Source organism: Exiguobacterium sp. s163, assembly GCF_018617135.1.
Classification (GTDB): Bacteria; Bacillota; Bacilli; order Exiguobacteriales; family Exiguobacteriaceae; genus Exiguobacterium; species Exiguobacterium profundum.
The window spans coordinates 150572-172466 of record NZ_JACSJN010000002.1; the positions used below are offsets into that span (position 1 = coordinate 150572).

Consider the following 21895-nt stretch of genomic DNA (forward strand, 5'->3'; position numbering starts at 1 on the left):
TTTGCTTTGTTCTTTTTATAGTAATCGTAGACGAACGGTGCGACCGCCGTCGCGATTTTAATCAATGTTCCCATTTTGCCTTTCTTAGCCATTATGTTGCACCCCTTTCTCTTCTAAAACAATATATTCCACAGAATTTGATTTTGAAAACATATCATGAGCACATTCCATACTCATGAATGAATTATAAACCCATCATACTAAGAAGTAGAGGAGGTCTATTGATGAAAACAATCATATGGTACCAAAACGATTTACGTGTGGATGATCATTTGCCGCTCGAGGAAGCGCTTCGCCATGACGATCCGATCGAAGGTCATTTTTTCATCAGTCCGAATCAGTTCGTTGAAAACCGTTATGGCGTCATTCCGCTCGGGAACGAACGACTGCATTTCCTGAAGGAGTCATTAGAAGATGTGGCCGGATCACTCGATGCGCTCGGAATCCCATTTTACGTGCATGTCGGTCATCCGCTCGAAACGCTCGATCCATCCGACCGTCTCTTGTTTCAACGGGCCGTCGGGTACAATGAGCGCCGACGTGAAAATGAAGTGATGAAAAGATGGAAAGGGACGTACGAGACGTTCGAAGGATTTACTTTATTTGAAAAAGAAGATATCCCATTTGAGAAAATGCCGTTTCTCTTTACAGAGTTTCGAAAAGCGGTCGAATATGATGTACGACCCCGCGAACTGATCTCCCGGAAGGCTACGGCTGTCACACGCGAGGTGACGTTCCCATTTTCGATTCAAGAAGTAAAGCAAGACCCGAGGACGGCGTTTCTGTTCAAAGGTGGCGAACGTCGGCTGAACGACTATTTGTCCGTACCAATTCGAACGTATAAGGAAACGAGAAATGGATTTGGGGTTGATGACTCAACGAAGCTGTCAGCGTATTTAGCGAACGGGTCGTTATCCCCGCGACGGGTGTTTTTTGAACTCGAAGCGCATGAACGAACACATGGGGTAAATGAATCGACGTACTGGTTGTACTTTGAACTATTATGGCGTGAATTTTTCCAATGGGTCGCACTCGAACAAGGAAAAAAATTGTTTCGGTCACAAGGCATCCGGTCGAAACGAAAAGACTGGCGAGTCGATCCGGATGTCGTAGAAACATGGCGACGAGGAGAGACGGGCGTCGATTTCGTCGATGCGTTCATGCGTGAGTTAAACGCGACGGGATGGATGTCCAATCGGGGACGACAAATCGTGGCCAACTATTTCGCAAAGGAGTTGAAACAAGACTGGCGCTACGGGGCTTCCTACTTTGAATCAAAATTGATCGATTACGACGTGGCGAGTAATTGGGGGAATTGGGCGTACCAAGCGGGTGTCGGAAACGACTCAAGGGACCGCCGTTTCAACATCGAGCGTCAACAGTTCACGTATGATCCGGACCGTGCGTTTCGTAACAAATGGTTGTGACCAAACTGTCACGAGAAGTCGGCGTTTCTCATTGACTTCTTTTTACAGAAGCGCTATAGTTAAATCAACAGATGGGATACCTGAGGTGTACGAGAGCCGCCTTCGTTATTTTGAGCCAACACTTTGAATACGGGAGACCGAACTGCTAACCGGATCAACTGCCTCATCACGTGCAGGAGGACTTGTGAAGGAAACGCTAGGTCACCCACCTGCATACGCAGGTTCAAAAGCAAGGCATCGTCACGGCACTCCGGGCCCCATCGATTTTTTTTTTTGTAAATACGTCGCGAGACGTCTTTTTTTTGAATATAATTCCGAGTAAAATAGTATGAGAAAATAGGATTAGTTGGAGGAAGAAATATGTTACACCAGTTTTCACGTAATGAATTGGCCATCGGCTCTGAAGGCCTTGATGCTTTAAAGAATAAAACGGTCGCGATTTTAGGAGTCGGTGGCGTCGGCTCATTCGCGGCAGAGGCACTTGCCCGCAGCGGTGTCGGACGCATCGTCCTTGTCGATAAAGACGACATCGATATCACGAACGTCAACCGTCAAATCCATGCACTGTTGTCGACGGTCGGTCAACCGAAAGTCGAAGCGATGGGCAAGCGTCTCCTCGACATCAACCCGGACTTAGACCTCGTCCAATTGAAAATGTTTTATACAGAAGAGACATACGAAGAGTTCTTCGCTCAAAACATCGACTACGTCATCGATGCGTCAGACACGATCATTTATAAGATTCATTTGATCGTAGAATGTAAGCGTCGCGGTATCCCGGTCATCTCGAGTATGGGGATGGCGAACAAAATGGACCCGACACGTATTAAAGTCGTCGACATTAAAGATACGTCATACGATCCAATCGCGAAGATGGTCCGTACCCGTCTACGTAAAGAAAAAATCTACAAAGGCGTCCCAGTCGTCTTCTCAGATGAGTCTCCCATCGTGACACGCGAAGACGTGAACGAAGTCGTCGGGAAGAAAGACGCGCCGATCCGCAAAGCGAAGATGCCACCGAGCTCGAACGCGTTCGTCCCATCGGTTGCAGGGCTTGTCGCTGCCGGTTATGTCATCAACGACTTGCTTGAAAAAGCGGGCGTCGAAATCAACCGCATCCAAAAATAAAACGACGCTGGCTCATTTCGAGTCGCGTCGTTTTTCCCAATAATCGAGCCGTTTTTGAATTTGTTGCTCGAATCCACGTGGCGTCGGTTTATAGTAGGTTGGTCGTTTTCGGGCTAAGTTTTCTGGCCAGTAGTTCTGAGGAACGAATCCGTCTTTTTCGTCATGTGGATATTTGTATCCGACCCCGTTTCCGAGTTCACGTGCTCCTGGACTATGGGCGTCACGCAGGTGTACGGGTACAGGCCCACCCTCAACTGTCCGGACGTGATGGAGCGCCTTGTCAATCGCGGTGATGACCGCGTTCGATTTCGGTGCGGTCGCCAAATAGAGAACAGCCTCGGCAATCGGGATGCGGGCTTCCGGGAAACCGATGTACTCGCTCGCTCGTGCTGCTGCATCGACAATGAGAAGTGCGTTCGGGTCGCTCATTCCGATATCTTCGGCGGCATGGACGTAAAGGCGACGCATGATGAAGCGTGGCGATTCGCCAGCCTCGATCATGACGGCTAACCAGTAGAGCGCCGCATCCGGGTCAGACCCACGGATCGATTTGATGAACGCCGAGATGACGTCATAATGTCGGTCACCCGTCTTATCGTATTTGATCGACTTCTGTTGAATCGACTCTTCCGCGACCTCAAGTGTGATGTGAATCTGTCCTTCCACTTCTGGCGTTGTCAAGACGGCGAGTTCGAGTGCGTTCAATAGGACACGGTAGTCACCATCCGCCATTTTGATATAATGGTCTGCAGCAGCTTCATCCATCTTGACGGGATAATTTCCGAGACCACGTGAGTCGTGTAGCGCCCGCTCAAGGACGATACGTAACTCCTCGGCACCTGGTGGCTCAAGTCGAAATACGGTCGCCCGTGACAAGAGAGCGGCGTTCACTTCAAAACTCGGGTTTTCGGTCGTCGCTCCGATGAGGACGAGCTTGCCAGACTCAAGGGCAGGGAGGAGCGCGTCTTGTTGGAGCTTATTGAACCGGTGAATCTCATCTAAAAAGAGAATCGTCCGTTCGTCCTCATAATCATACCGGGACTCCGCTTCACGAATGACGTTCCGCAATTCATCGAGTTTGGCCGTGACGGCGTTCAATTGGACGAATGTCGCTTTCGTGTAATTCGAAATAACACGGGCAAGTGTCGTCTTACCGGTGCCAGGTGGACCATATAGGATAATCGTACCGAGTCGGTCGGCTTCGATGGCACGGCGAAGCAGCTTGCCCTCGCCGATGATATGGCGCTGTCCGATCACGTCATCTAACGTTTCGGGGCGCATGCGGTTCGCGAGCGGTCCGCCATTCGATTGATGAAACAAATCAGGCATACGTAACCATTCCTTTCGACAAACGTTTGTTCGATTAGTATAACAGAAGGAGACTTGAAGATGAAAATATCTACAAAGGGCCGCTATGGCTTAACGATCATGATTGCATTAGCGCGTGAAACAGATAACAAGCCGCTCAGTTTAAAGAAGATTGCCGCACGCCATGAGTTGCCGGAGCATTATTTGGAGCAATTGATCGGTCCACTTCGTAACGGGGGACTCGTCAAGAGTGTACGGGGTGCGTACGGTGGCTACCAACTCGTCAAACCGGCAGAAGAAGTGACAGCAGGTGAAATCATTCGCTTGCTCGAGGGACCTTTAGCCATCGTTGAAGATTCTGAAGCAGATGATGCGGTGAAACGCAAGCTTTGGGATAAAATCAAAGAAGCCATCGATACCGTCCTTGACGAAACGACACTCGCGGACCTCGCTGAAGAAGAGTCAGACGGCTACATGTTTTATATTTAAGAACGAGGTGACCTTAGATGAACTATTTTGATCACGCTGCGACGACACCGATGCGACCGGAAGTCCTTGAAGCGATGACACCGTACTTTTTAGAGACGTATGGGAACGCGTCGAGCATCCATGGGATTGGACGTAACGCCCGGGCGGCGCTCGATTCTTCACGTCGCGTCCTCGCGAAGTGGATTGGTGCTTCACCGAACGAGATTGTATTCACGTCAGGTGGGACGGAGTCGGATAACTATGCCTTGTTCGGTGCGGCACATGCCCATCAGGAAAAAGGCAAACATATCATTACGACAAAAGTCGAGCACCACGCCGTGCTTCACGCGATGGAACAGCTCGAGCGTGAGGGCTTCGACGTCACGTATCTCGATGTCGATGTTTCGGGAGCCGTCACTGTCGACGCCGTTCGTTCAGCCTTACGGGATGACACGATTCTTGTATCGATCATGTATGGCAATAACGAAGTCGGGACGCGCCAACCGATTCACGAAATCGGTGAGTTGTTACAAGATCACCAGGCTCTCTTCCATACGGATGCGGTACAAGCGCTTGGTACAGAAGAAATTGATGTGAAGGCGATTCATGTTGATTTATTGTCGGCGTCCGCACATAAAGTGAATGGGCCAAAAGGTATCGGTTTTCTTTTCATGAAAACAGGTGTAAAATTAGCGTCACGTTCTTTCGGTGGACAACAAGAACGTAAACGTCGAGCCGGCACGGAAAATGTTCCGGGTGCCGTCGGATTCCAAAAAGCAGCTGAACTCGTCATGGCAGAGCGTGAAGACCGAGTGACTCTCTATGAGTCGCTCGATTTGGCACTACGTCAGCGTCTTGACGAACTAGGCGTAACTTATGAGGTGAACGGGTCAAATCGTTTACCTCACATCGTGAACTTATACCTTCCTGGAATTGACCTTGAACCCTTCCTCATCATGATGGATATGCGGGGCATGGCGATTTCAAGCGGAAGTGCCTGCACGGCAGGGTCGGTCGAACCGTCCCACGTATTGTCGGCGATGTACGGGGATTCAGAGCGGACGCGTCAGTCTGTTCGAATCAGTTTTGGCCACGGTAACTCGGTCGAGGACGCGAAACGGCTCGCGGAGCGACTACAAGAAGTCGTCTCGACATTTATGAACGGAGTGAGATAGATGAATTTACGCACGAAAGCCCCTGAAGAGACGACGGTCGTCGTCGGCATGTCAGGTGGCGTCGATTCATCGGTGACGGCCCATGTGTTAAAAGAGCAAGGGTATAACGTCATCGGGATTTTTATGAAAAACTGGGACGACACGGACGAGAACGGTGTGTGTACGGCGACAGAGGACTATGAAGACGTCATCGCCGTCGCGAACCAAATCGGGATTCCGTATTACGCGGTCAACTTTGAAAAGGAATATTGGGACCGCGTCTTTGAATATTTCTTAGCGGAGTACCGTCTCGGTCGGACACCGAACCCGGACGTCATGTGTAACAAAGAAATCAAATTCAAGGCGTTCCTTGACCATGCGCTTCGACTCGGTGCCGATTTTGTCGCGACTGGACACTATGCGCAAGTGAAATATGTCGATGGCGAGCACCGTCTGTTACGAGGAAAAGACGACAACAAAGACCAAACGTATTTCTTGAACCAATTGTCTCAAGACCAGCTCGCGCGGACGATGTTCCCGATTGGTCATATGGACAAGAAAGATGTACGTGCGATTGCCGAAGAAGCAGGACTCGCGACGGCGAAGAAAAAAGATTCGACGGGAATCTGCTTTATCGGTGAGCGGAACTTTAAAGAGTTCTTATCGGAATACCTTCCGTCACAGCCAGGAGAAATGCGGACGCTCGACGGTGTCGTCAAAGGACGTCACGACGGGTTGATGTATTATACGCTCGGACAGCGTCACGGTCTCGGAATCGGTGGGGACGGTGATCCTTGGTTCGTCGTCGGAAAAGATGTCGAGAACAATGTCTTGTTCGTCGGACAAGGCTTCCATCACGACGCGCTCTATTCAGATGCGCTTCTCGCTTCGAAACTGTCATGGACGGGAGCCGCTCCTACAGGAGAGTTCCGGGCGACTGCGAAGTTCCGTTATCGCCAACAAGATGTGCCGGTCACGGTCGCTCCACTCGAAAATGGCGAAGTCCTCGTCAAGTTTGACGAGCCACAACGTGCCATCACGCCAGGACAAGCGGTCGTCTTCTATGACGGCGACGTCTGTCTCGGTGGGGCAACGATTGACGAAGCGTACCGCAACGGCAAACGACTCGACTATATCGGATGAGGTGATTGATATGAACGCAAACGAACAAGGCATCCAAGCGATGCAGCAAGGTGAATTCGAACAGGCAGCCAAACATTTCAATGAGGCCATTGAAGCGAATCCGACAGACCCGACTGGTTTCGTCAACATGGGGACGTTGCTTCAGGCGATCAACGATTACGATCGTGCCGTCATCTTCTATGACAAAGCGATTGAACTCGATGGCTCGTTCGGTGCCGCGCACTATGCGAAAGGCGCCCTTGCCTATGAACTTGAGCAATTGGAGTCAGCGGAGGCGTCGCTTCGCCAAGCGCTCCTTTCGGGGATGGACGATGCCGATCTTCACTTTATGCTCGGCTTGACGTACAAAGCGATGGGTGACTTCGTTCGTGCGATGCCACGCCTGCGTGAAGCGAAGAAGCAATCGCCGGAAGACGTAGAAATCACGTTCCAGTACGGACTTGCCCTCGCGCAAAGTGAGCAGCTCGAAGAGGCAGTCGTTGCGTTAGAAGAGACGCTCGACCTTGATGCGAGCCATACGGATGCCCGTTACAACTTGGCGATCGCATATGCGTTCTTAGGTGACCAGGAACGAACGTATGCTGAGTTGCAACGCGTCCTTGAGATGCAACCCGATCACGAACTCGCACGTGACGCCATCGCGAAGATGGATGCACTGCTCGGTAACTAAATTAATATAGCGCTTCTCGCAGTTTTTGCGAGAGGCGCTTTTTGTTAGTCCCAATAATGGAAAATGACGTTACCGACCGTCTCTGGTTCCCAATATTTGATTTCTCCGCGTTCCGCCTTGTTCAGAAACGGCTGTAGCGACAAATCGAACCGCTCATTCAACTCAGCCGCTGACGGAATCTGATAGGTGTCAGGAAACATGTCGGTCAGTTCGGGTACATCGATGAATTCATATTGAAACGGTTCGAGTTTGGAGATGCCGATGACAGGATAGTTTCTGCTGAGCAGGACATAGATGGTTTGCTCACTCCATGTGATACTCGCCTGGTGATAATTCGGAGTGATTTCGTCCCCAATGGTAAAGGAACATCTTCCTCGTTTAATCCGGGTGAACTCAAAACAAATCGATTTGAACGTCTTCCAATCTGACCCTGGGGCGGAACAGTCGCCGTATGAAAAGCCGGTGATACATTCAGGGAGGGTGAGCGTCATGCGGACACCTCCCCGATGACCCAAATCAAAAGATTAAAAGTCATCAATACAAGCGTGCCGGAGAGCGCGAGGTAGCTCCACAAGACACGCTTTCCGGACTTGGCTCGTCGTACACCATCCATCAAAATCAGGAAACTCGTCCCGAGTGAGACGAACGCCAACGCTGCAAACGAAGTGGGTCGGTCGAGCGTGGGAAACGCATCGATCACAAAATACAGCCCAAAGGTGAGCAAGCCTAAACAAGCCAAGAAGAAAAGCGGGAAGAAACGCATATAGCACGACCTTTTCCATTTTCTCTCATCGTATCATGTGGGTTGTCGAGCGTAAATGTGAATCAGAGCTGTTTCGTCGTGATTTTTACGGGCTCGCCGCCGAACTCACCGTAGGCCTCGTCCATGTTTTTCGTGTATAGCTCGATCACGTTCTTGCTCGGGTCTTTGAAGTAGGCCGAGCGCTCTTTACCGTTGACCGTCTCGTCCTCGTCCCACGTCCGGAGTTTCGTCGGGATGTTTGATGCCTCTAACACTTCGAGCGCTTGGTCGAACGACTCCATCGGAACGAAAAATGCGCAGTGGACGTGGGCGCCGCCTTCATCATAGAGCGTGTCCCACTCGGTCACGTCCTCTTGGCGGTTCGATTCTTCTTCCGATGTGAACTCTCGTTTCAGCCAGAGGCCGAGACGGGTGTTCCCCCCGACATAGAGCCACGTCGCCCAAGGTTCGTCCGCCTGTTCCTGTGCTTCGCTCGGCTCGGCATCGTCACCGACCCATTGTTCGACGACGGGAAGTCCGAGCTTGCCGTGCCAAAAATCGACGGCCTCGGTCATGTCGGTCACTTCTAACACGAGTTCACACAGGCCACTGATTGGAATACGTTTCGTCATACATAGTCCCTCCTTCATAGGTTCACTCGAACAGTTCCCGCTTTGATTCGACGAAAAACGTGCATAGCCGTCCGATTGTTCGGGAAATGGATTAGCAATGTGAGAGGGGAGAAAGCATATGCGGATGTTTAGTTTGGTCAGCGTCGTTATTTTTTTCATCATCGAATGGTTCATGCTCGGTCGTCTGTTCATCGAAGTCGATAATCGTCTCGCGACGGGCGAGTGGACGAATAATCTCTTGTTCCGGGTCGTCGTCGAGTCGGAACGGGCGACGACCGTGCTGTTACTCCTGTTTGCGACATTTTTTGTAATCGGTGTCGTCATGCATTGGATATTGTCGGCGAACAAGTCCTGGTCCGTGACGTTTGGTGCGGTCGGGGTGGCGTGGGTCGTCCCGGCCTTGCTTGCCCTCGTGGCTTGGTTCATCCCGAACCCGTACGTCCAGCTAGGGATTATCGTGTTGCAGCTGTCGTTCATCCCGCTCGTCCCGTTCGTCGGACAGACGGTACGGCTCGGTCACGTCGTGTTGAACTGGGGCGTCCACGTCATCGCCGCGGGACTTGTGCTGTTGATTCAGCGACCATCGCTTGAGCAACTGTTTCGTGTCGAGCGGACCGAGCTGTTCGAGCGGCTCGAAGGTTATGTTAATTCGGGGGAGCTGGAACGGTTCGAACGACTGCTTGAAACCGTGGACTTGGAGCAACTTGAGCGCATCTTGAACCGAATCGATGTCGATCAGCTGATTCGGATTCTTGAACGTGTCGACCTCGACCAGCTCGAGCGCATCCTCAACCTGTTCAGTTAGGCGATTTGTCCTACCGTTCAAACTCGGGCTATAATGGATGATGGAAAAATAGCTGGAGGTGTCGGATATGATGGCAGCACCTTATGAGTTGACTGGAAAAGTCATTCGAGTCCTGTTTCAATCAGAAGAAGAGGCGCATACGATTGCGCTCGTACGTATAAAAGAAAAGAATTTTGAGACGGATGAGACCGAGATGGTCATCGCAGGCGTCGGAGTCGGCATTGAGAAGGGCGAGACGTATAAGGCGCACGGTCGTCTCGTCGAACACCCTCGATTCGGAAAACAGATGAAAGCGGATTGGATTCGCCGTGTCGTCCCGATGACGAAACGGGCTGCCGTCCGCTTTTTGACGAACGGGTCTTTCCCTGGAATCGGTCAAAAAACGGCGCAGAAGATTGCAGATTCTCTCGGGGACGATTGTATCGACCAGATTGTGAAACATCCGAGCATCTTGTCCGAGGTCGACGGATTGAAAGAAAAGCAGGCACGTGTGATCACCGAGCGCCTGAACGTCTTATATGGGGTCGATCAATTACTTTTATTTCTCGCTCCATTCGACGTGACACCGCGTCTCGCCTCAAAAATCCATAAAGAGTATGAAGGACGAGCGATGGAGACGATTGAGAAGAATCCGTATGCGCTCATGTACGATGTACAGGGCATCGGCTTCAAGACGGCGGATGCCATCGCGGCGCACTTCGGGATTCAAGGCATTCATCCCGAACGCATCGCGGCAGCCGTTCTTTACGTATTAGAACTCGAACAAGGGAACGGTCATCTCTACGTGACGGCAGAACAACTTGAAGCCGAGATGCCTCGAATCATCGGGGCCGATCCGGGTGATGCGCTCGTCACGGCGCTCGAATCGCTCGCTAAAGAAGAACGGGTCGTCATCGAGGATGGGGTCGTCTATCATCCCCGTGTCTTCCGTGCCGAACGGAAGGCGGCAGAAGAGTTGGCCCGAATCATGGCGACATCGACGACAGAGGACGTGGACATGACGACCATCTTTGAAGCGGTCGGACGTGTCGAGGAGATGTTCTCGATTGAATATGCGACCCAACAGCGAGAAGCGATTGAACTCGCTCTCAAGTCACCGCTCATGGTTCTTACCGGTGGACCGGGTACCGGGAAGACGACGGTCGTTCGAGGAATCATTCATGCACTTAGCGATGTCTTCGATTGGAAGTTAGAACCCGTTCCGAACCAACCGTTCCCGTTTGTCTTGGCCGCACCGACGGGTCGAGCGGCGAAACGCCTCAGTGAGTCGACCGGGCTACCGGCATCAACGATCCACCGTTTGTTAAAGTTCGACGGTAGTTCGTTCCAAGTCGATGAGACGAATCCACTTGTCGGGAAAGTGCTCATCGTCGATGAGGCGTCGATGATTGACATCTTTTTGTTCCGAAGTTTGCTCAAAGCGGTACCGAACGGCATGAAAATCTTGTTCGTCGGAGACCGTGATCAGCTCCCATCTGTCGGACCGGGGCAAGTACTTGCCGATTTGATGGCGACAGAAGGGATTCCAGTCGTTCGCCTTGACGTCGTCCATCGCCAAGCGTCGGAGTCAAGTATCCTCCGTCTCGCTCATTCGTTGAATGCGAAGAAAATGCCAGACGATTTGTTGGCGTCACTGCCAGACCGGCGTTTCTATACGGCGAACCAAGAGACGGCGCTTCAAGCGATTTGTCAGATGGCAGGAGCGGCTCTCCGAAAAGGATATTCACCGTTTGATATTCAAGTGCTCGCACCGACATATCGGGGTGTCTGTGGAATTGATGGGCTGAATGAAGCTCTTCAGAACGTATTCAATCCAAAATCGAGTGCCCGTGAAGTGAAACACGGGACGCGTATTTACCGCAATGGCGATAAAGTGCTTCAACTCGTCAACAACGCCGAGGAAAACGTCTATAACGGGGACATCGGAGAAATCACGAACATCTTCTACGCGAAGGAAAACGTCGATAAGGTCGACAAGATTTATATTCGATTCGATCAGACAGAAGTCGAGTACAACCGTAGTGAATGGGATCAGTTCACCCATGCCTACGCTATCACGATCCATAAGTCACAAGGTTCCGAGTTCCCAATCGTGCTCATGCCGGTCTTCTTCAACGGAGGATTCCGGTCGTCACGCAACTTGATTTATACAGCTGTGACTCGGGCGAAGAAGAGTTTACTCTTGTTCGGTGACGTGCGTGCGCTCGAGGCGGCGACGCGAGAAGAGGAACCGGTGCGACGGACAAAATTGGTCGAGCGCTTAGGCGGGAAGTCTTGACGTCTTTCCGAACGCGTGTGATAATGACGAATAGACAACTGAAACGATACAGACGATGAAGGAAATGAGTACGTCGTCACCGCCTCTACAGAGACATCTTCCTAGGCTGCGAGAAGATGGGGGTCGGCCGACCGAAGCTATTCTGGAGTCCCCACTCAACCTGGGCGCCTCATCCACGTTAACGGATGTTCGAGGCACGGTATTCTACCGTGCGAACGAGGGTGGTACCACGAAGCGATGCTTTCGTCCCTTTCCACAGGGGCAGGCATCGCTTTTTTTCGTTTCGTTCAGAAATAAGGAGGAATTGTTCATGAAACCGCTCAAATCATTGACTGGCGCACAAATTCGCCAAATGTACTTAGATTTCTTCAAATCAAAAGGGCACAGCGTGGAGCCGAGTGCTTCGCTCGTACCGGTCGAAGACCCAACTTTGTTGTGGATCAACTCTGGTGTTGCAACATTGAAAAAATATTTTGATGGACGTGTCATCCCAGCGAACCCACGGATCGTCAACGCTCAAAAATCGATTCGTACGAACGATATCGAAAACGTCGGGAAGACAGCACGTCACCATACGTTCTTCGAAATGCTCGGGAACTTCTCAGTCGGTGAATACTTCCGTGAAGAAGCAATCACATGGGGATGGGAACTGTTGACGAGCGACGAATGGTACGGACTCGATCCGGACCGTCTCTCCGTCACGATTCACCCAGACGATGAAGAGTCAAAACAAATCTGGATGAACCTTGGCATGCCAGCTGACCGCATCATCCCGCTAGAAGATAACTTCTGGGAAATCGGTGAAGGTCCATCTGGTCCAAACACGGAAATCTTCTTTGACCGTGGTCCAGCATTCGGGGACGACCCGACAGACCCTGAACTTTATCCGGGTGGGGAGAACGAGCGTTACCTTGAAATCTGGAACATCGTGTTCAGCCAATATAACCATGACGGACATGGAAACTACACAGAGCTTCCGCGTAAAAACATTGATACAGGGATGGGACTCGAACGGATGGCGAGCGTCCTTCAAGACGTACCGACAAACTTCGATACCGACCTCTTCATGCCGATCATTCGTGAAACTGAAAAAATCAGTGGCGACGTATACCGTCAAGACAGTAGCAAGGATGTTGCGTTCAAAGTCATCGCGGACCACATCCGTACGGTATCGTTCGCAATCGGTGACGGGGCACTCCCATCGAACGAAGGACGTGGCTATGTCCTCCGTCGTCTTCTCCGCCGTGCGGTCCGCTATGCGAAGATGCTTGGTATCGAGCGTCCGTTCATGTATGAGCTCGTCGACGTCGTCGGTGACATCATGGTCGACTTCTACCCGCAAGTGAACGAGAAGAAAGACTTTATCAAGAAAGTCATTAAAAACGAGGAAGAGCGTTTCCACGAAACGTTGAACGACGGACTCGCGATTTTGAACGAAGTCGCAAAAGCACAAAAAGCAGCTGGGTCAAACATCATCAGCGGTCAAGACGCATTCCGTCTTTATGACACGTACGGCTTCCCGCTCGAATTGACAATCGAATATGCAGAAGACCATCAGATGACGGTCGACGAAGATGGATTCAAAGAAGCGATGAACGAGCAACGTGAACGTGCACGTCAAGCGCGTGCTGACGTAGAATCGATGCAGATTCAGTCGGGTGTGCTTGCAGATATCACGATGCCATCGACCTTCCTCGGATACAACAGCCTTGAGACGAACGCAAAAATCATCAGCTTGATTCACAACGGCGAACTCGCTGACGTCGTCGCTGCCGGAGAAGAAGCACAAGTCATCCTCGATCAGACACCATTTTATGCCGAGAGTGGCGGTCAAATCGGTGATAAAGGACAAATCGTCGGAGAAGACTTCCTTCTTCGCGTAAAAGATGTGTCGAAAGCGCCGAACGGACAGAACTTGCATACAGTCACGGTCGAGTCAGGTGTGGCGAAAGCGGAAGTAGCCGTCACGGCTTCTGTCGACCAAGCATCGCGTCAAGCCATCGTCAAGAACCACACGGCGACGCACCTCTTGCACCGCGCACTCAAAGATACGCTCGGGGAGCACGTCAACCAGGCCGGTTCACTCGTGACACCAGACCGTCTTCGTTTTGACTTCTCTCACTTCGGTCAAGTGACATCAGAAGAGCTTCAATCCATTGAGCGTCAAGTGAACGAGAAGATTTGGGCATCGATCGGTGTCGATATCGAAGAAATGAACATTGCGGATGCGAAAGCAAAAGGCGCGATGGCACTCTTCGGCGAGAAGTATGGTGATGTCGTTCGTGTCGTATCAGCAGGGGATTACTCGGTTGAGCTTTGTGGTGGGATTCACGTCTCCAACACGGCTGAAATCGGACTCTTTAAAATCTTGTCTGAATCAGGGATTGGCGCTGGGACGCGTCGAATTGAAGCGGTCACAGGAGCTGGCGCATATGAAGTGATGAACCAGCAAATCGAAACGCTCGAAGCGACAGCGAAGTTGTTGAAGACGAAACCACTTGAAGTTCCTGCACGCGTACAAGCACTTCAAGCTGAAATCAAAGAAGTCGAGCGTGCTTCAGAGTCGCTTAAAGCGAAGCTTGCAAACATCGAGGCATCTTCATTAACGGATGCGATCGAAACGATTGGCGGCGTCCAATTGATTGCGAAACGCGTCGATGGACAAGACATGGATGCCCTTCGCAGCATGGTCGACGACTTGAAAGGGAAACTCGGTTCTGCCGTGATTATCCTTGGGTCGGCAAATGGGGAGAAGGTCAACCTCGTCGCAGGTGTGACGAAAGACCTGAACGACCGTGGCTTCCATGCCGGAAAACTGATTAAAGAAGTCGCGACACGCTGCGGTGGTGGCGGTGGCGGTCGTCCAGACATGGCACAAGCAGGTGGCCGAGATGCAACAAAACTGGACGAAGCATTGAAGTTTGCTTCACATTACGTCGAATCACTGGCATAATAGAGTGTGAAGTGCAAACGGAAAGAGGTGGATTCTTGTGAGCCAAATGGATCGCACGATGCAATTCAATTTTCCAGAAGATGATCAACGTGCTAACACACGTGAGACGCTGATTACGGTATATCAAGCACTCGAGGAAAAAGGTTATCAACCGATCAATCAAATCGTGGGATACTTACTGTCAGGTGACCCTGCCTACATTCCACGTCATAATGATGCGCGAAACTTGATTCGCAAAATTGAACGGGATGAACTTCTCGAAGAGTTGGTCAAATCGTATTTGAACGATCGTAGAGAGGATTAATATGAAGCGAGTCATGGGACTCGATGTCGGATCGAAGACGATTGGTGTCGCGGTGAGTGACCTGATGGGATGGACGGCGCAAGGTGTGGAGACGGTCTACTGGACCGAACCTGACTTTGACGAAGCTGTCCGTCTCCTTCGTCCGTTCATCGAGCAGTACGATGTGAAAGAAGTCGTCGTCGGTCACCCGAAAAACATGAATGGGACAGTCGGCCCGCGCGGTGAGGCGTCCGAGGCATTTGCCGAGGCGTTCACAGAACAGACGGGTTTACCTTGCGTGTTGGTGGATGAACGATTAACGACGATGCAAGCGGAACGGATGCTCATTTCAGCAGATGTCAGCCGCAAAAAGAGAAAAGCGGTCATCGACAAAATGGCGGCCGTGATGATTTTACAAAACTACCTGGATCGTTCCGGGAAATAAGGAGGAATCTCTCATGGCAGAAATCCGTCGTGAAGAAGAAATGTACCGTATTCCAGATGAAAATGGAGACGAACATTTATTTGCAGAAATTTTCCGTATGACGAGCGACCGTTCGAAAAAGACATTTGTCGTACTTGAACCGGTAGGCGCACCAGAGACAGAAGACGAAGATACGATTGAAGTATACGCATTTGAAATTGAAGAACTTGAAGATGGCGAATTCATCTTGAAGCTCGTCGAAGACGATGAAGACTTCGAAGAGGTCATGGAAGCATTCGACATCGTCAATGACGAAGTCGGTCTAGACTAAATAGAGGACGGGCGGCTAGGGAATGTCCCTCGTCGCCTCTCTTTATAAAAAGAACAGGGGAGAAATGCATGAATCATCCATCTATGTCAGATGAGAAACGTGCCCGCAACCGGATCGTCCGTCGTATCACGGTTGTCATCCTGGCCATCTTCCTTCTCGTCATTGCCACAGGGTCGGCGCTCGCATATGTCTTTGTGAAGCGTTCAATCGAACCGATTGACCCAACTTCGACTGAAACGGTCGAGATTGAAGTCCCGCTCGGTGCCGGTTCGGGATACATTGGTGAATTACTAGAAGAGAATGGGCTTGTAAGGAGTAGCACGATTTTCCGTTTCTATACACGCTTTAAGAACGAATCGTCGTTCCAGGCGGGGACGTATACGTTATCTCCGTCACAATCAATCGATGAATTGATTGAAACGTTGCAAACAGGTAAAGTCATTGTGGTCCCTGATATTAAGCTCGTCATTCCAGAAGGATTCACGATTGACCAGGTGATTGCGCGACTTGCGAAAGTGGCCGAAATCCCGAAAGAAGAGATTTCTGAGCAGTTGAGCGACCGTGAATACATTCAATCTCTCGTAAACGAGCATGAAATGTTGACGGAGGAAGTCTTGCAGGAAGGCATCTATCATCCGCTTGAAGGATACCTGTTCCCAGCCACATATGAATTCAATAAAGGCGTAACGCTCAATGAAATCATCGATGAGATGTTACTGCCAACCGAAAGTATGTATCAAGAATACAAAGATCGTTTAGCCGATTCAGGACGTACGTTCCATGAGACGCTCGCGCTCGCATCCGTTGTCGAGAAAGAGGCGGTGTCAACGGAAGACCGCAAAGAGATTGCCGGTGTGTTTGAGAATCGCTTAAATGACGGAATGAAGTTACAATCTGACCCGACCGTCTGGTACGGAACGGGGGAAACATCGATTTTCACTTCATTCGCGGACTTAGAGAACGACTCTCTATATAACACGTATCGTTATGAAGGCATTCCGATCGGACCGATTGCGGCCGTGAGCCGTGACGCATTTGAGGCGGTGCTCAACCCGAACGATACGGAGAACATTTACTTCTACGCGCGCCCTCCACGTGAAGGGTTCCCGAACGGGGAAGTCTTGTTCGAGGTCGACTATGAGGATCACCAACAAAACGTCAATAAGTACCGTTCCGAATGGGAAGCGTTTGAAGAAGCAAACAGTAATTGATGGGACGACCGGAAGCGGATGCTTCCGGTCGTTTGAATGAAGAGAGTTAAGAGGTGGAACGAGTGGACCATGCATCCTATGAGGGATATGTAGAAAAACTGATCAATGACCGCTCCCCGCTATTGACGGAGATGGAGGCGTTCGCGCGTGTCCATCACGTCCCAATCATGGATTTGACGGGTTCGGAAGTATTGCTCTCCTTACTGGCGATGCAACGACCGACCCGAATTCTCGAAGTGGGGACGGCCATCGGCTATAGTGCCATTCGCATGGCAGAGTTGTTACCAGATGCAGAAATCGTCACAATCGAGCGAAATGCTCGTCGTTTTGAAGAAGCGACGGGATTCATCAATCGATCGGATGTTCGCGATCGGATTACGCTCATTCACGGTGATGCCGTCGAATTGATTGGATCGATTGAAGGTGAATTCGATGCCGTGTTTATTGATGCGGCAAAAGGACAATATCAAAAATTTTTTGATGGGTATGGCGCTTTAGTACCAATTGGTGGTACGATTTACAGCGATAATTTGTTTTTACGAGGGGACGTCTTGCTAGAGGACGTGTCGGTCTTAGACCGACGCCGACGCCGGCTCGTTCGTCTCGTGAAGCAGTTTACTGAGCAATTGATGGCACGGACCGATTATCATACTGCAATTTTGCCCCTTGGTGATGGCCTAGCAATCAGTCGTAAATTACGATGAGGAGGACTTAACTTTGATGCAACATAAACCCGTCATTATTGGCGTGGCCGGGGGTACCGGATCAGGAAAAACGACCGTGGCCCGCGCGCTCGTCGATGCGTTTCAAGGTCAATCGGTCGTCATGATCGAGCAAGACGCGTACTATAAGGATCAATCAGAGATGACCATGGAGGAGCGATACAAGACGAACTACGACCACCCCTTCGCCTTTGATAACGATTTGTTGATTGAACATATCCAACAGTTACAACAACATCAGGCGATTGAGAAGCCGGTCTATGACTATGCGGCTCACACGCGTTCAAGTGAAACCATCTTGATCGAGCCCGTCGATGTCGTCATCGTCGAAGGGATCTTGGCACTCGAAGATGCGCGTTTACGAGATCTGATGGATATCAAAGTGTTCGTGGATACAGATGCGGACGTTCGAATCTTGCGTCGCATGCAGCGTGATTTGAATGAACGTGGACGTTCAATCGACTCGGTCGTGGCGCAGTACACGAATGTCGTCCGCCCGATGCATTTGCAGTTCTGTGAACCAACAAAACGGTATGCAGATATCATCGTTCCTGAAGGCGGAGAAAACTTTGTCGCGATCGATTTACTCGTGACGAAAATCCGTTGGGTGCTCACTGAGCGCAATCGCGCGTGAGCAAATAAATCGTTTTCAATTCAACCCTAGCTGTAATATACTAGGAGACAATGAAGGAGTGACAGAAATGGCTGAAAAACAACACTATATGACGTTAGACGGAAAAGCGAAAATCGAACATGAATTAAACGAACTGAAGACGGTCCGCCGTAAAGAAGTCGTTGAAAATATTAAGATTGCTCGTGACTTCGGTGACTTGTCAGAGAACGCGGAATATGACGCGGCGAAAGAAGAACAAGCGATGGTCGAAGGACGCATCGCACAATTAGAAGAGATGCTCCGTAACGCGGTCATCATTCAAGATGATGCAGGCGATAACTCGGTTGTCTCAATCGGGAAGACGGTAACGTTCTTCATCCAAGAAGATAATGAAGACGAGACGTATACAATCGTTGGTGGAGCTGAGGCAGACCCGTTCACAGGGAAAATCTCGAACGAATCACCGATCGCCAAGGCACTTCTTGGTCGTACGATTGGTGATGTGGTCACGGTGCAAACACCAGGTGGCGACATGGTCGTCGAAATTAAAGAAATCAAATAAATTGTTGAGCGACCTCCTATTCGGAAGTCGCTCTCTTTCTGAGGAGGAAACGGAATGAAAGTAGGCATCATCGGCGCGATGGAAGAAGAAGTGAATTTACTTCGGAACGAGTTGACAGAACGAGTAGACACTGAAATCGCAAACTATCATTTTTATGAGGGCTATCTTGGAAACATGCAAGTTGTCATCTTGAAGTCAGGCATCGGGAAGGTCAATGCAGCCATCGGCACGACACTTTTGATTGATAAGTTCAAACCGGACGTCGTCATCAATACGGGTTCTGCCGGCGGTTTTAAAAAGGGAATGAAAGTCGGAGACGTCGTCGTCTCGACGGAAGTTCGTCATCACGATGTCGACGTGACGGCATTCGGATATGAATATGGACAAGTACCAGGCATGCCGCCGGCGTATGAGGCGGATGCCAAGCTCGTCAGCGTCTGTAAAGATGTCATTGAAAACTTGCCGGACGTGAACGTGCACCAGGGATTGATCGTGACAGGAGATTCGTTCATCAACGATTCGAAACGCGTGGCGGACATCCTCGGTCATTTCGATGGCGTCGCAGCCGTCGAAATGGAGGCTGCTCCGATCGCCCAAACGTGCTATCAGTTTGGTGTCCCGTTCGTCGTCACACGCTCGATTTCAGACAGTGCGGACGAAGAAGCGAATCTGTCGTTTGATGAGTTCTTGGAGACAGCATCGATCAATTCTGCGAAGATGGTCATGGCTGTCACGAAGCGTTTAGAACAAGCTTAATCCAGTCTACACGAGGAGGATGCATTGACATCCTCTTTTTATTCCCTTATATTAGTACCAGATACTAAGAATAGGGGTCGACGATATGAATATTGGAATCATCGGCATCGGGTCGTTCTTACCGGACAATCGGGTGACAAATATCGATTTAGAAAAACGAATGGATACGAGCGATGAGTGGATTCGTACACGTACAGGCATCGAGGCACGTCATTTGGCTGAGGGTGATGTGACGGTCGCGGATATGGCGACACGTGCCGCTGAACGGGCGTTACAGAGCGCGGGCGTCGCAATCGATGAGATTGAAGCGATCGTCTGTGCGACGGCTACAGCACCAGCCTTCCCGGCAACCGCATGTGTGGTGCAGGCGAATCTCGGAGCGAAAGCCGCTGTCGCCTTCGATGTGAGCGCGGCATGTAGCGGTTTCATCTTCGCGATGGACACGGCGAAGAGTCTCATGGATTCAAAAGGATTGAAAAAGACGCTCGTCATTGGCGCAGAGAAGATGGGAAGTCTAATTGATTGGGATGACCGATCGACTGCTGTCCTCTTCGGGGACGGAGCAGGGGCTGTCGTGCTCGGGGAAGACGAGATCGCTTCAATTGACTCACTTGTGCTCGGAAGTGACGGGACAGGTGGAAAACATCTGTATGAGAATGAAGAAGGTAAAATCGTCATGAACGGTCGCGAAGTCTTCAAGTTTGCCGTTCGGAAGATGCCCGAAATCGTGCTTGAAGCGCTAGACAAAGCAGACAAGACGTTGGAAGATCTTGACGTCCTCGTTCCACACCAGGCGAACCGTCGAATCATCGACGCTGCGATGGAACGGTTACACTTAGAAGAAGAGAAAGTGGTCATGACCATTCAAGACCATGCGAATACATCAGCAGCTTCCATTCCACTCGCTTTGGCCGAAGCGGTCAAGTCTGGCAAAATCCAAGATGGACAAACGGTCGTCATCGCAGGGTTTGGTGCCGGACTCACCTGGGGGGCTAGCTGTCTGACATGGAATCACGCAACCATTACGGAGGGGAATCATTTATGAAACGAGTAGTAGTGACAGGATTAGGAGTCGTATCACCATTAGGAAACGATGTCTCAACAATGTGGGACCGTCTTTTAAAAGGGGAAAACGCCATTGATACGTTGACGAAGATCGACATCAGTCAATATCCGGCCAAGGTCGGTGCGGAAGTGAAGGAATGGAACATCGATCATTTAGTCGAACCGAAGGAAGCACGTAAGATGGACTCCTTCATCCAATATTCTTTACTTGCGGCAGACGCTGCCCATAAGGACAGCGGACTCGACGTGAAAGCCATCGCGGACGATGTCGGGATTTGGATCGGGAGCGGGATTGGTGGCGTCGAGACGATTGACAAACAGTCGGCCATCCTTCATGACCGTGGACCACGTCGCGTCAGCCCGTTCTTCATTCCGATGATGATTCCGAACATGGCGAGCGGACAAGTATCCATCTATCTTGGAGCAAAAGGACCGAGCAACTGTTCCGTGACGGCTTGTGCGTCAGGGACGAACTCCATTGGGGAAGCGTTCCGTGTCATTCAACGTGGAGATGCGATCGCCATGTTCGCAGGTGGAGCGGAAGCGCCAATCACACCACTCTCGTTCGCAGGTTTTTGTTCAAACAAAGCCCTTTCAACGAATCCAGACCCGAACACGGCGTGCCGTCCGTTCGATGAAAACCGTGACGGATTCGTCATGGGTGAAGGAGCCGGGGTGCTCGTCTTAGAGGAGTATGAACATGCAAAAGCACGTGGTGCGAAAATGTACGCTGAAGTTGTTGGATATGGGATGAGTTCGGATGCTTACCATATCACAGCACCATCCCCTGAAGCTGAGGGCGGTTCGAAAGCGATGAGTGAGGCGATTCGAGACGCCGGAATCACGCCAGAAGATGTTCAATACATTAACGCGCACGGAACGAGTACACCACTCAACGATATGCTCGAGACGAAAGCGATTCGTCGTGTGTTCGGGGAACACGCTGATAAGCTCGCCGTCAACTCGTCAAAATCGATGATCGGTCACCTTCTTGGTGGTGCAGGTGGCGTCGAGGCCGTCATCACAGCATTATCGATTCACGAAGGCAAGATTCATCCAACGATTAACTGCGAATCACCAGCAGCAGATTGTGATTTGGATTATGTACGTGAAGGAAATCGGGAACTTGACATTCGTTATGCACTCAGTAACTCACTCGGCTTCGGGGGCCACAATGCGACACTCGCATTTGCAAAAGTGATGAACTGACGGTAGAAAAA

At 50.7% G+C, this 21895-nt stretch carries 23 protein-coding genes and 1 other RNA gene; 20 read left to right on the forward strand and 4 right to left on the reverse strand.

Annotated elements, in window-relative coordinates; genetic code table 11:
• Positions 1–224: 224 nt before the first annotated feature.
• The 3 genes from KNO71_RS07255 to KNO71_RS07265 all read left to right on the forward strand — a co-directional run bounded on the left by KNO71_RS07255 (position 225) and on the right by KNO71_RS07265 (position 2555).
• Positions 225–1427, forward strand: a complete 1203-nt coding sequence (locus KNO71_RS07255; RefSeq protein WP_214687846.1) for a DASH family cryptochrome — start codon at positions 225–227, stop codon at positions 1425–1427.
• Between the two features lie 74 nt (positions 1428–1501).
• Positions 1502–1688, forward strand: a non-coding RNA gene (gene ssrS, locus KNO71_RS07260) — 6S RNA.
• A 99-nt stretch (positions 1689–1787) separates the two neighbouring features.
• On the forward strand, positions 1788–2555 hold the full coding sequence (locus tag KNO71_RS07265; protein WP_214687847.1) for a tRNA threonylcarbamoyladenosine dehydratase: 768 nt from the start codon (positions 1788–1790) through the stop codon (positions 2553–2555).
• Positions 2556–2567: 12 nt separating this feature from the next.
• On the opposite strand, the gene KNO71_RS07270 is transcribed toward KNO71_RS07265, so the two are convergent.
• Positions 2568–3884, reverse strand: coding sequence for a replication-associated recombination protein A (locus tag KNO71_RS07270; protein ID WP_214687848.1), 1317 nt, complete (start codon positions 3882–3884; stop codon positions 2568–2570).
• 60 nt (positions 3885–3944) lie between these two features.
• Here KNO71_RS07270 and cymR point away from each other — a divergent pair, with 60 nt between their 5' ends.
• Genes cymR through KNO71_RS07290 form a run of 4 tightly spaced genes read left to right on the forward strand, consistent with a single transcriptional unit; the run spans position 3945 to position 7298 of the window.
• Positions 3945–4352, forward strand: coding sequence for a cysteine metabolism transcriptional regulator CymR (gene cymR, locus KNO71_RS07275; RefSeq protein ID WP_031421454.1), 408 nt, complete (start codon positions 3945–3947; stop codon positions 4350–4352).
• Between the two features lie 17 nt (positions 4353–4369).
• On the forward strand, positions 4370–5506 hold the full coding sequence (locus KNO71_RS07280; RefSeq protein WP_214684592.1) for a cysteine desulfurase family protein: 1137 nt from the start codon (positions 4370–4372) through the stop codon (positions 5504–5506).
• On the forward strand, positions 5507–6628 hold the full coding sequence (gene mnmA / locus KNO71_RS07285) for a tRNA 2-thiouridine(34) synthase MnmA (RefSeq protein ID WP_015881190.1): 1122 nt from the start codon (positions 5507–5509) through the stop codon (positions 6626–6628). It begins immediately after the preceding gene.
• Between the two features lie 10 nt (positions 6629–6638).
• A complete protein-coding gene (locus KNO71_RS07290; RefSeq protein WP_031421459.1) occupies positions 6639–7298 on the forward strand; it encodes a tetratricopeptide repeat protein in 660 nt (219 codons plus the stop codon).
• A 44-nt stretch (positions 7299–7342) separates the two neighbouring features.
• On the opposite strand, the gene KNO71_RS07295 is transcribed toward KNO71_RS07290, so the two are convergent.
• The 3 genes from KNO71_RS07295 to KNO71_RS07305 form a co-directional block, all read right to left on the reverse strand.
• Positions 7343–7789 (reverse strand): hypothetical protein, encoded by a 447-nt coding sequence (locus tag KNO71_RS07295; RefSeq protein WP_214687849.1) that lies wholly within the window; start codon positions 7787–7789, stop codon positions 7343–7345.
• Positions 7786–8061, reverse strand: a complete 276-nt coding sequence (locus tag KNO71_RS07300) for a hypothetical protein (protein ID WP_078146589.1) — start codon at positions 8059–8061, stop codon at positions 7786–7788. The genes KNO71_RS07295 and KNO71_RS07300 overlap by 4 nt, the downstream gene beginning before the upstream one ends.
• 62 nt (positions 8062–8123) lie before the next feature.
• Positions 8124–8672: a VOC family protein gene (locus KNO71_RS07305; protein WP_240499799.1), complete on the reverse strand. Its 549-nt coding sequence runs from the start codon at positions 8670–8672 to the stop codon at positions 8124–8126.
• Positions 8673–8790: 118 nt separating this feature from the next.
• On the opposite strand from KNO71_RS07305, the gene KNO71_RS07310 reads away from it, so the two are divergent.
• From KNO71_RS07310 to fabF, 13 genes are all read left to right on the forward strand, one after another.
• Positions 8791–9477, forward strand: a complete 687-nt coding sequence (locus tag KNO71_RS07310) for a magnesium and cobalt transport protein CorA (RefSeq protein ID WP_078146591.1) — start codon at positions 8791–8793, stop codon at positions 9475–9477.
• Positions 9478–9547: 70 nt separating this feature from the next.
• Positions 9548–11755 carry an SF1B family DNA helicase RecD2 gene (recD2, locus tag KNO71_RS07315; RefSeq protein WP_251031963.1) on the forward strand — a complete coding sequence of 736 codons (2208 nt, stop codon included), beginning with the start codon at positions 9548–9550 and terminating at the stop codon, positions 11753–11755.
• A gap of 310 nt (positions 11756–12065) precedes the next feature.
• A complete protein-coding gene (gene alaS / locus KNO71_RS07320; protein ID WP_078146592.1) occupies positions 12066–14708 on the forward strand; it encodes an alanine--tRNA ligase in 2643 nt (880 codons plus the stop codon).
• A gap of 37 nt (positions 14709–14745) precedes the next feature.
• Positions 14746–15012, forward strand: coding sequence for an IreB family regulatory phosphoprotein (locus KNO71_RS07325; RefSeq protein WP_015881196.1), 267 nt, complete (start codon positions 14746–14748; stop codon positions 15010–15012).
• 1 nt (position 15013) lies between these two features.
• Positions 15014–15436 carry a Holliday junction resolvase RuvX gene (gene ruvX, locus KNO71_RS07330; RefSeq protein WP_015881197.1) on the forward strand — a complete coding sequence of 141 codons (423 nt, stop codon included), beginning with the start codon at positions 15014–15016 and terminating at the stop codon, positions 15434–15436.
• Between the two features lie 13 nt (positions 15437–15449).
• A complete protein-coding gene (locus KNO71_RS07335; RefSeq protein ID WP_078146594.1) occupies positions 15450–15746 on the forward strand; it encodes a DUF1292 domain-containing protein in 297 nt (98 codons plus the stop codon).
• Between the two features lie 68 nt (positions 15747–15814).
• Positions 15815–16957 carry an endolytic transglycosylase MltG gene (gene mltG / locus KNO71_RS07340; protein ID WP_078146595.1) on the forward strand — a complete coding sequence of 381 codons (1143 nt, stop codon included), beginning with the start codon at positions 15815–15817 and terminating at the stop codon, positions 16955–16957.
• Positions 16958–17019: 62 nt separating this feature from the next.
• Positions 17020–17661, forward strand: a complete 642-nt coding sequence (locus tag KNO71_RS07345; RefSeq protein ID WP_015881200.1) for an O-methyltransferase — start codon at positions 17020–17022, stop codon at positions 17659–17661.
• Between the two features lie 16 nt (positions 17662–17677).
• Positions 17678–18313 (forward strand): uridine kinase, encoded by a 636-nt coding sequence (gene udk, locus KNO71_RS07350; protein ID WP_015881201.1) that lies wholly within the window; start codon positions 17678–17680, stop codon positions 18311–18313.
• Positions 18314–18380: 67 nt separating this feature from the next.
• Positions 18381–18854, forward strand: coding sequence for a transcription elongation factor GreA (gene greA / locus KNO71_RS07355; RefSeq protein WP_015881202.1), 474 nt, complete (start codon positions 18381–18383; stop codon positions 18852–18854).
• Positions 18855–18908: 54 nt separating this feature from the next.
• Entirely contained in the window at positions 18909–19610 is a 702-nt protein-coding gene (gene mtnN / locus KNO71_RS07360; protein WP_015881203.1) for a 5'-methylthioadenosine/S-adenosylhomocysteine nucleosidase, read from the forward strand.
• 85 nt (positions 19611–19695) lie between these two features.
• Positions 19696–20655, forward strand: coding sequence for a beta-ketoacyl-ACP synthase III (locus KNO71_RS07365; protein WP_214684586.1), 960 nt, complete (start codon positions 19696–19698; stop codon positions 20653–20655).
• Complete coding sequence (gene fabF, locus KNO71_RS07370; protein ID WP_214684585.1) at positions 20652–21884, forward strand: beta-ketoacyl-ACP synthase II; 1233 nt, start codon at positions 20652–20654, stop codon at positions 21882–21884. The genes KNO71_RS07365 and fabF overlap by 4 nt, the downstream gene beginning before the upstream one ends.
• Positions 21885–21895 lie beyond the last annotated feature (11 nt).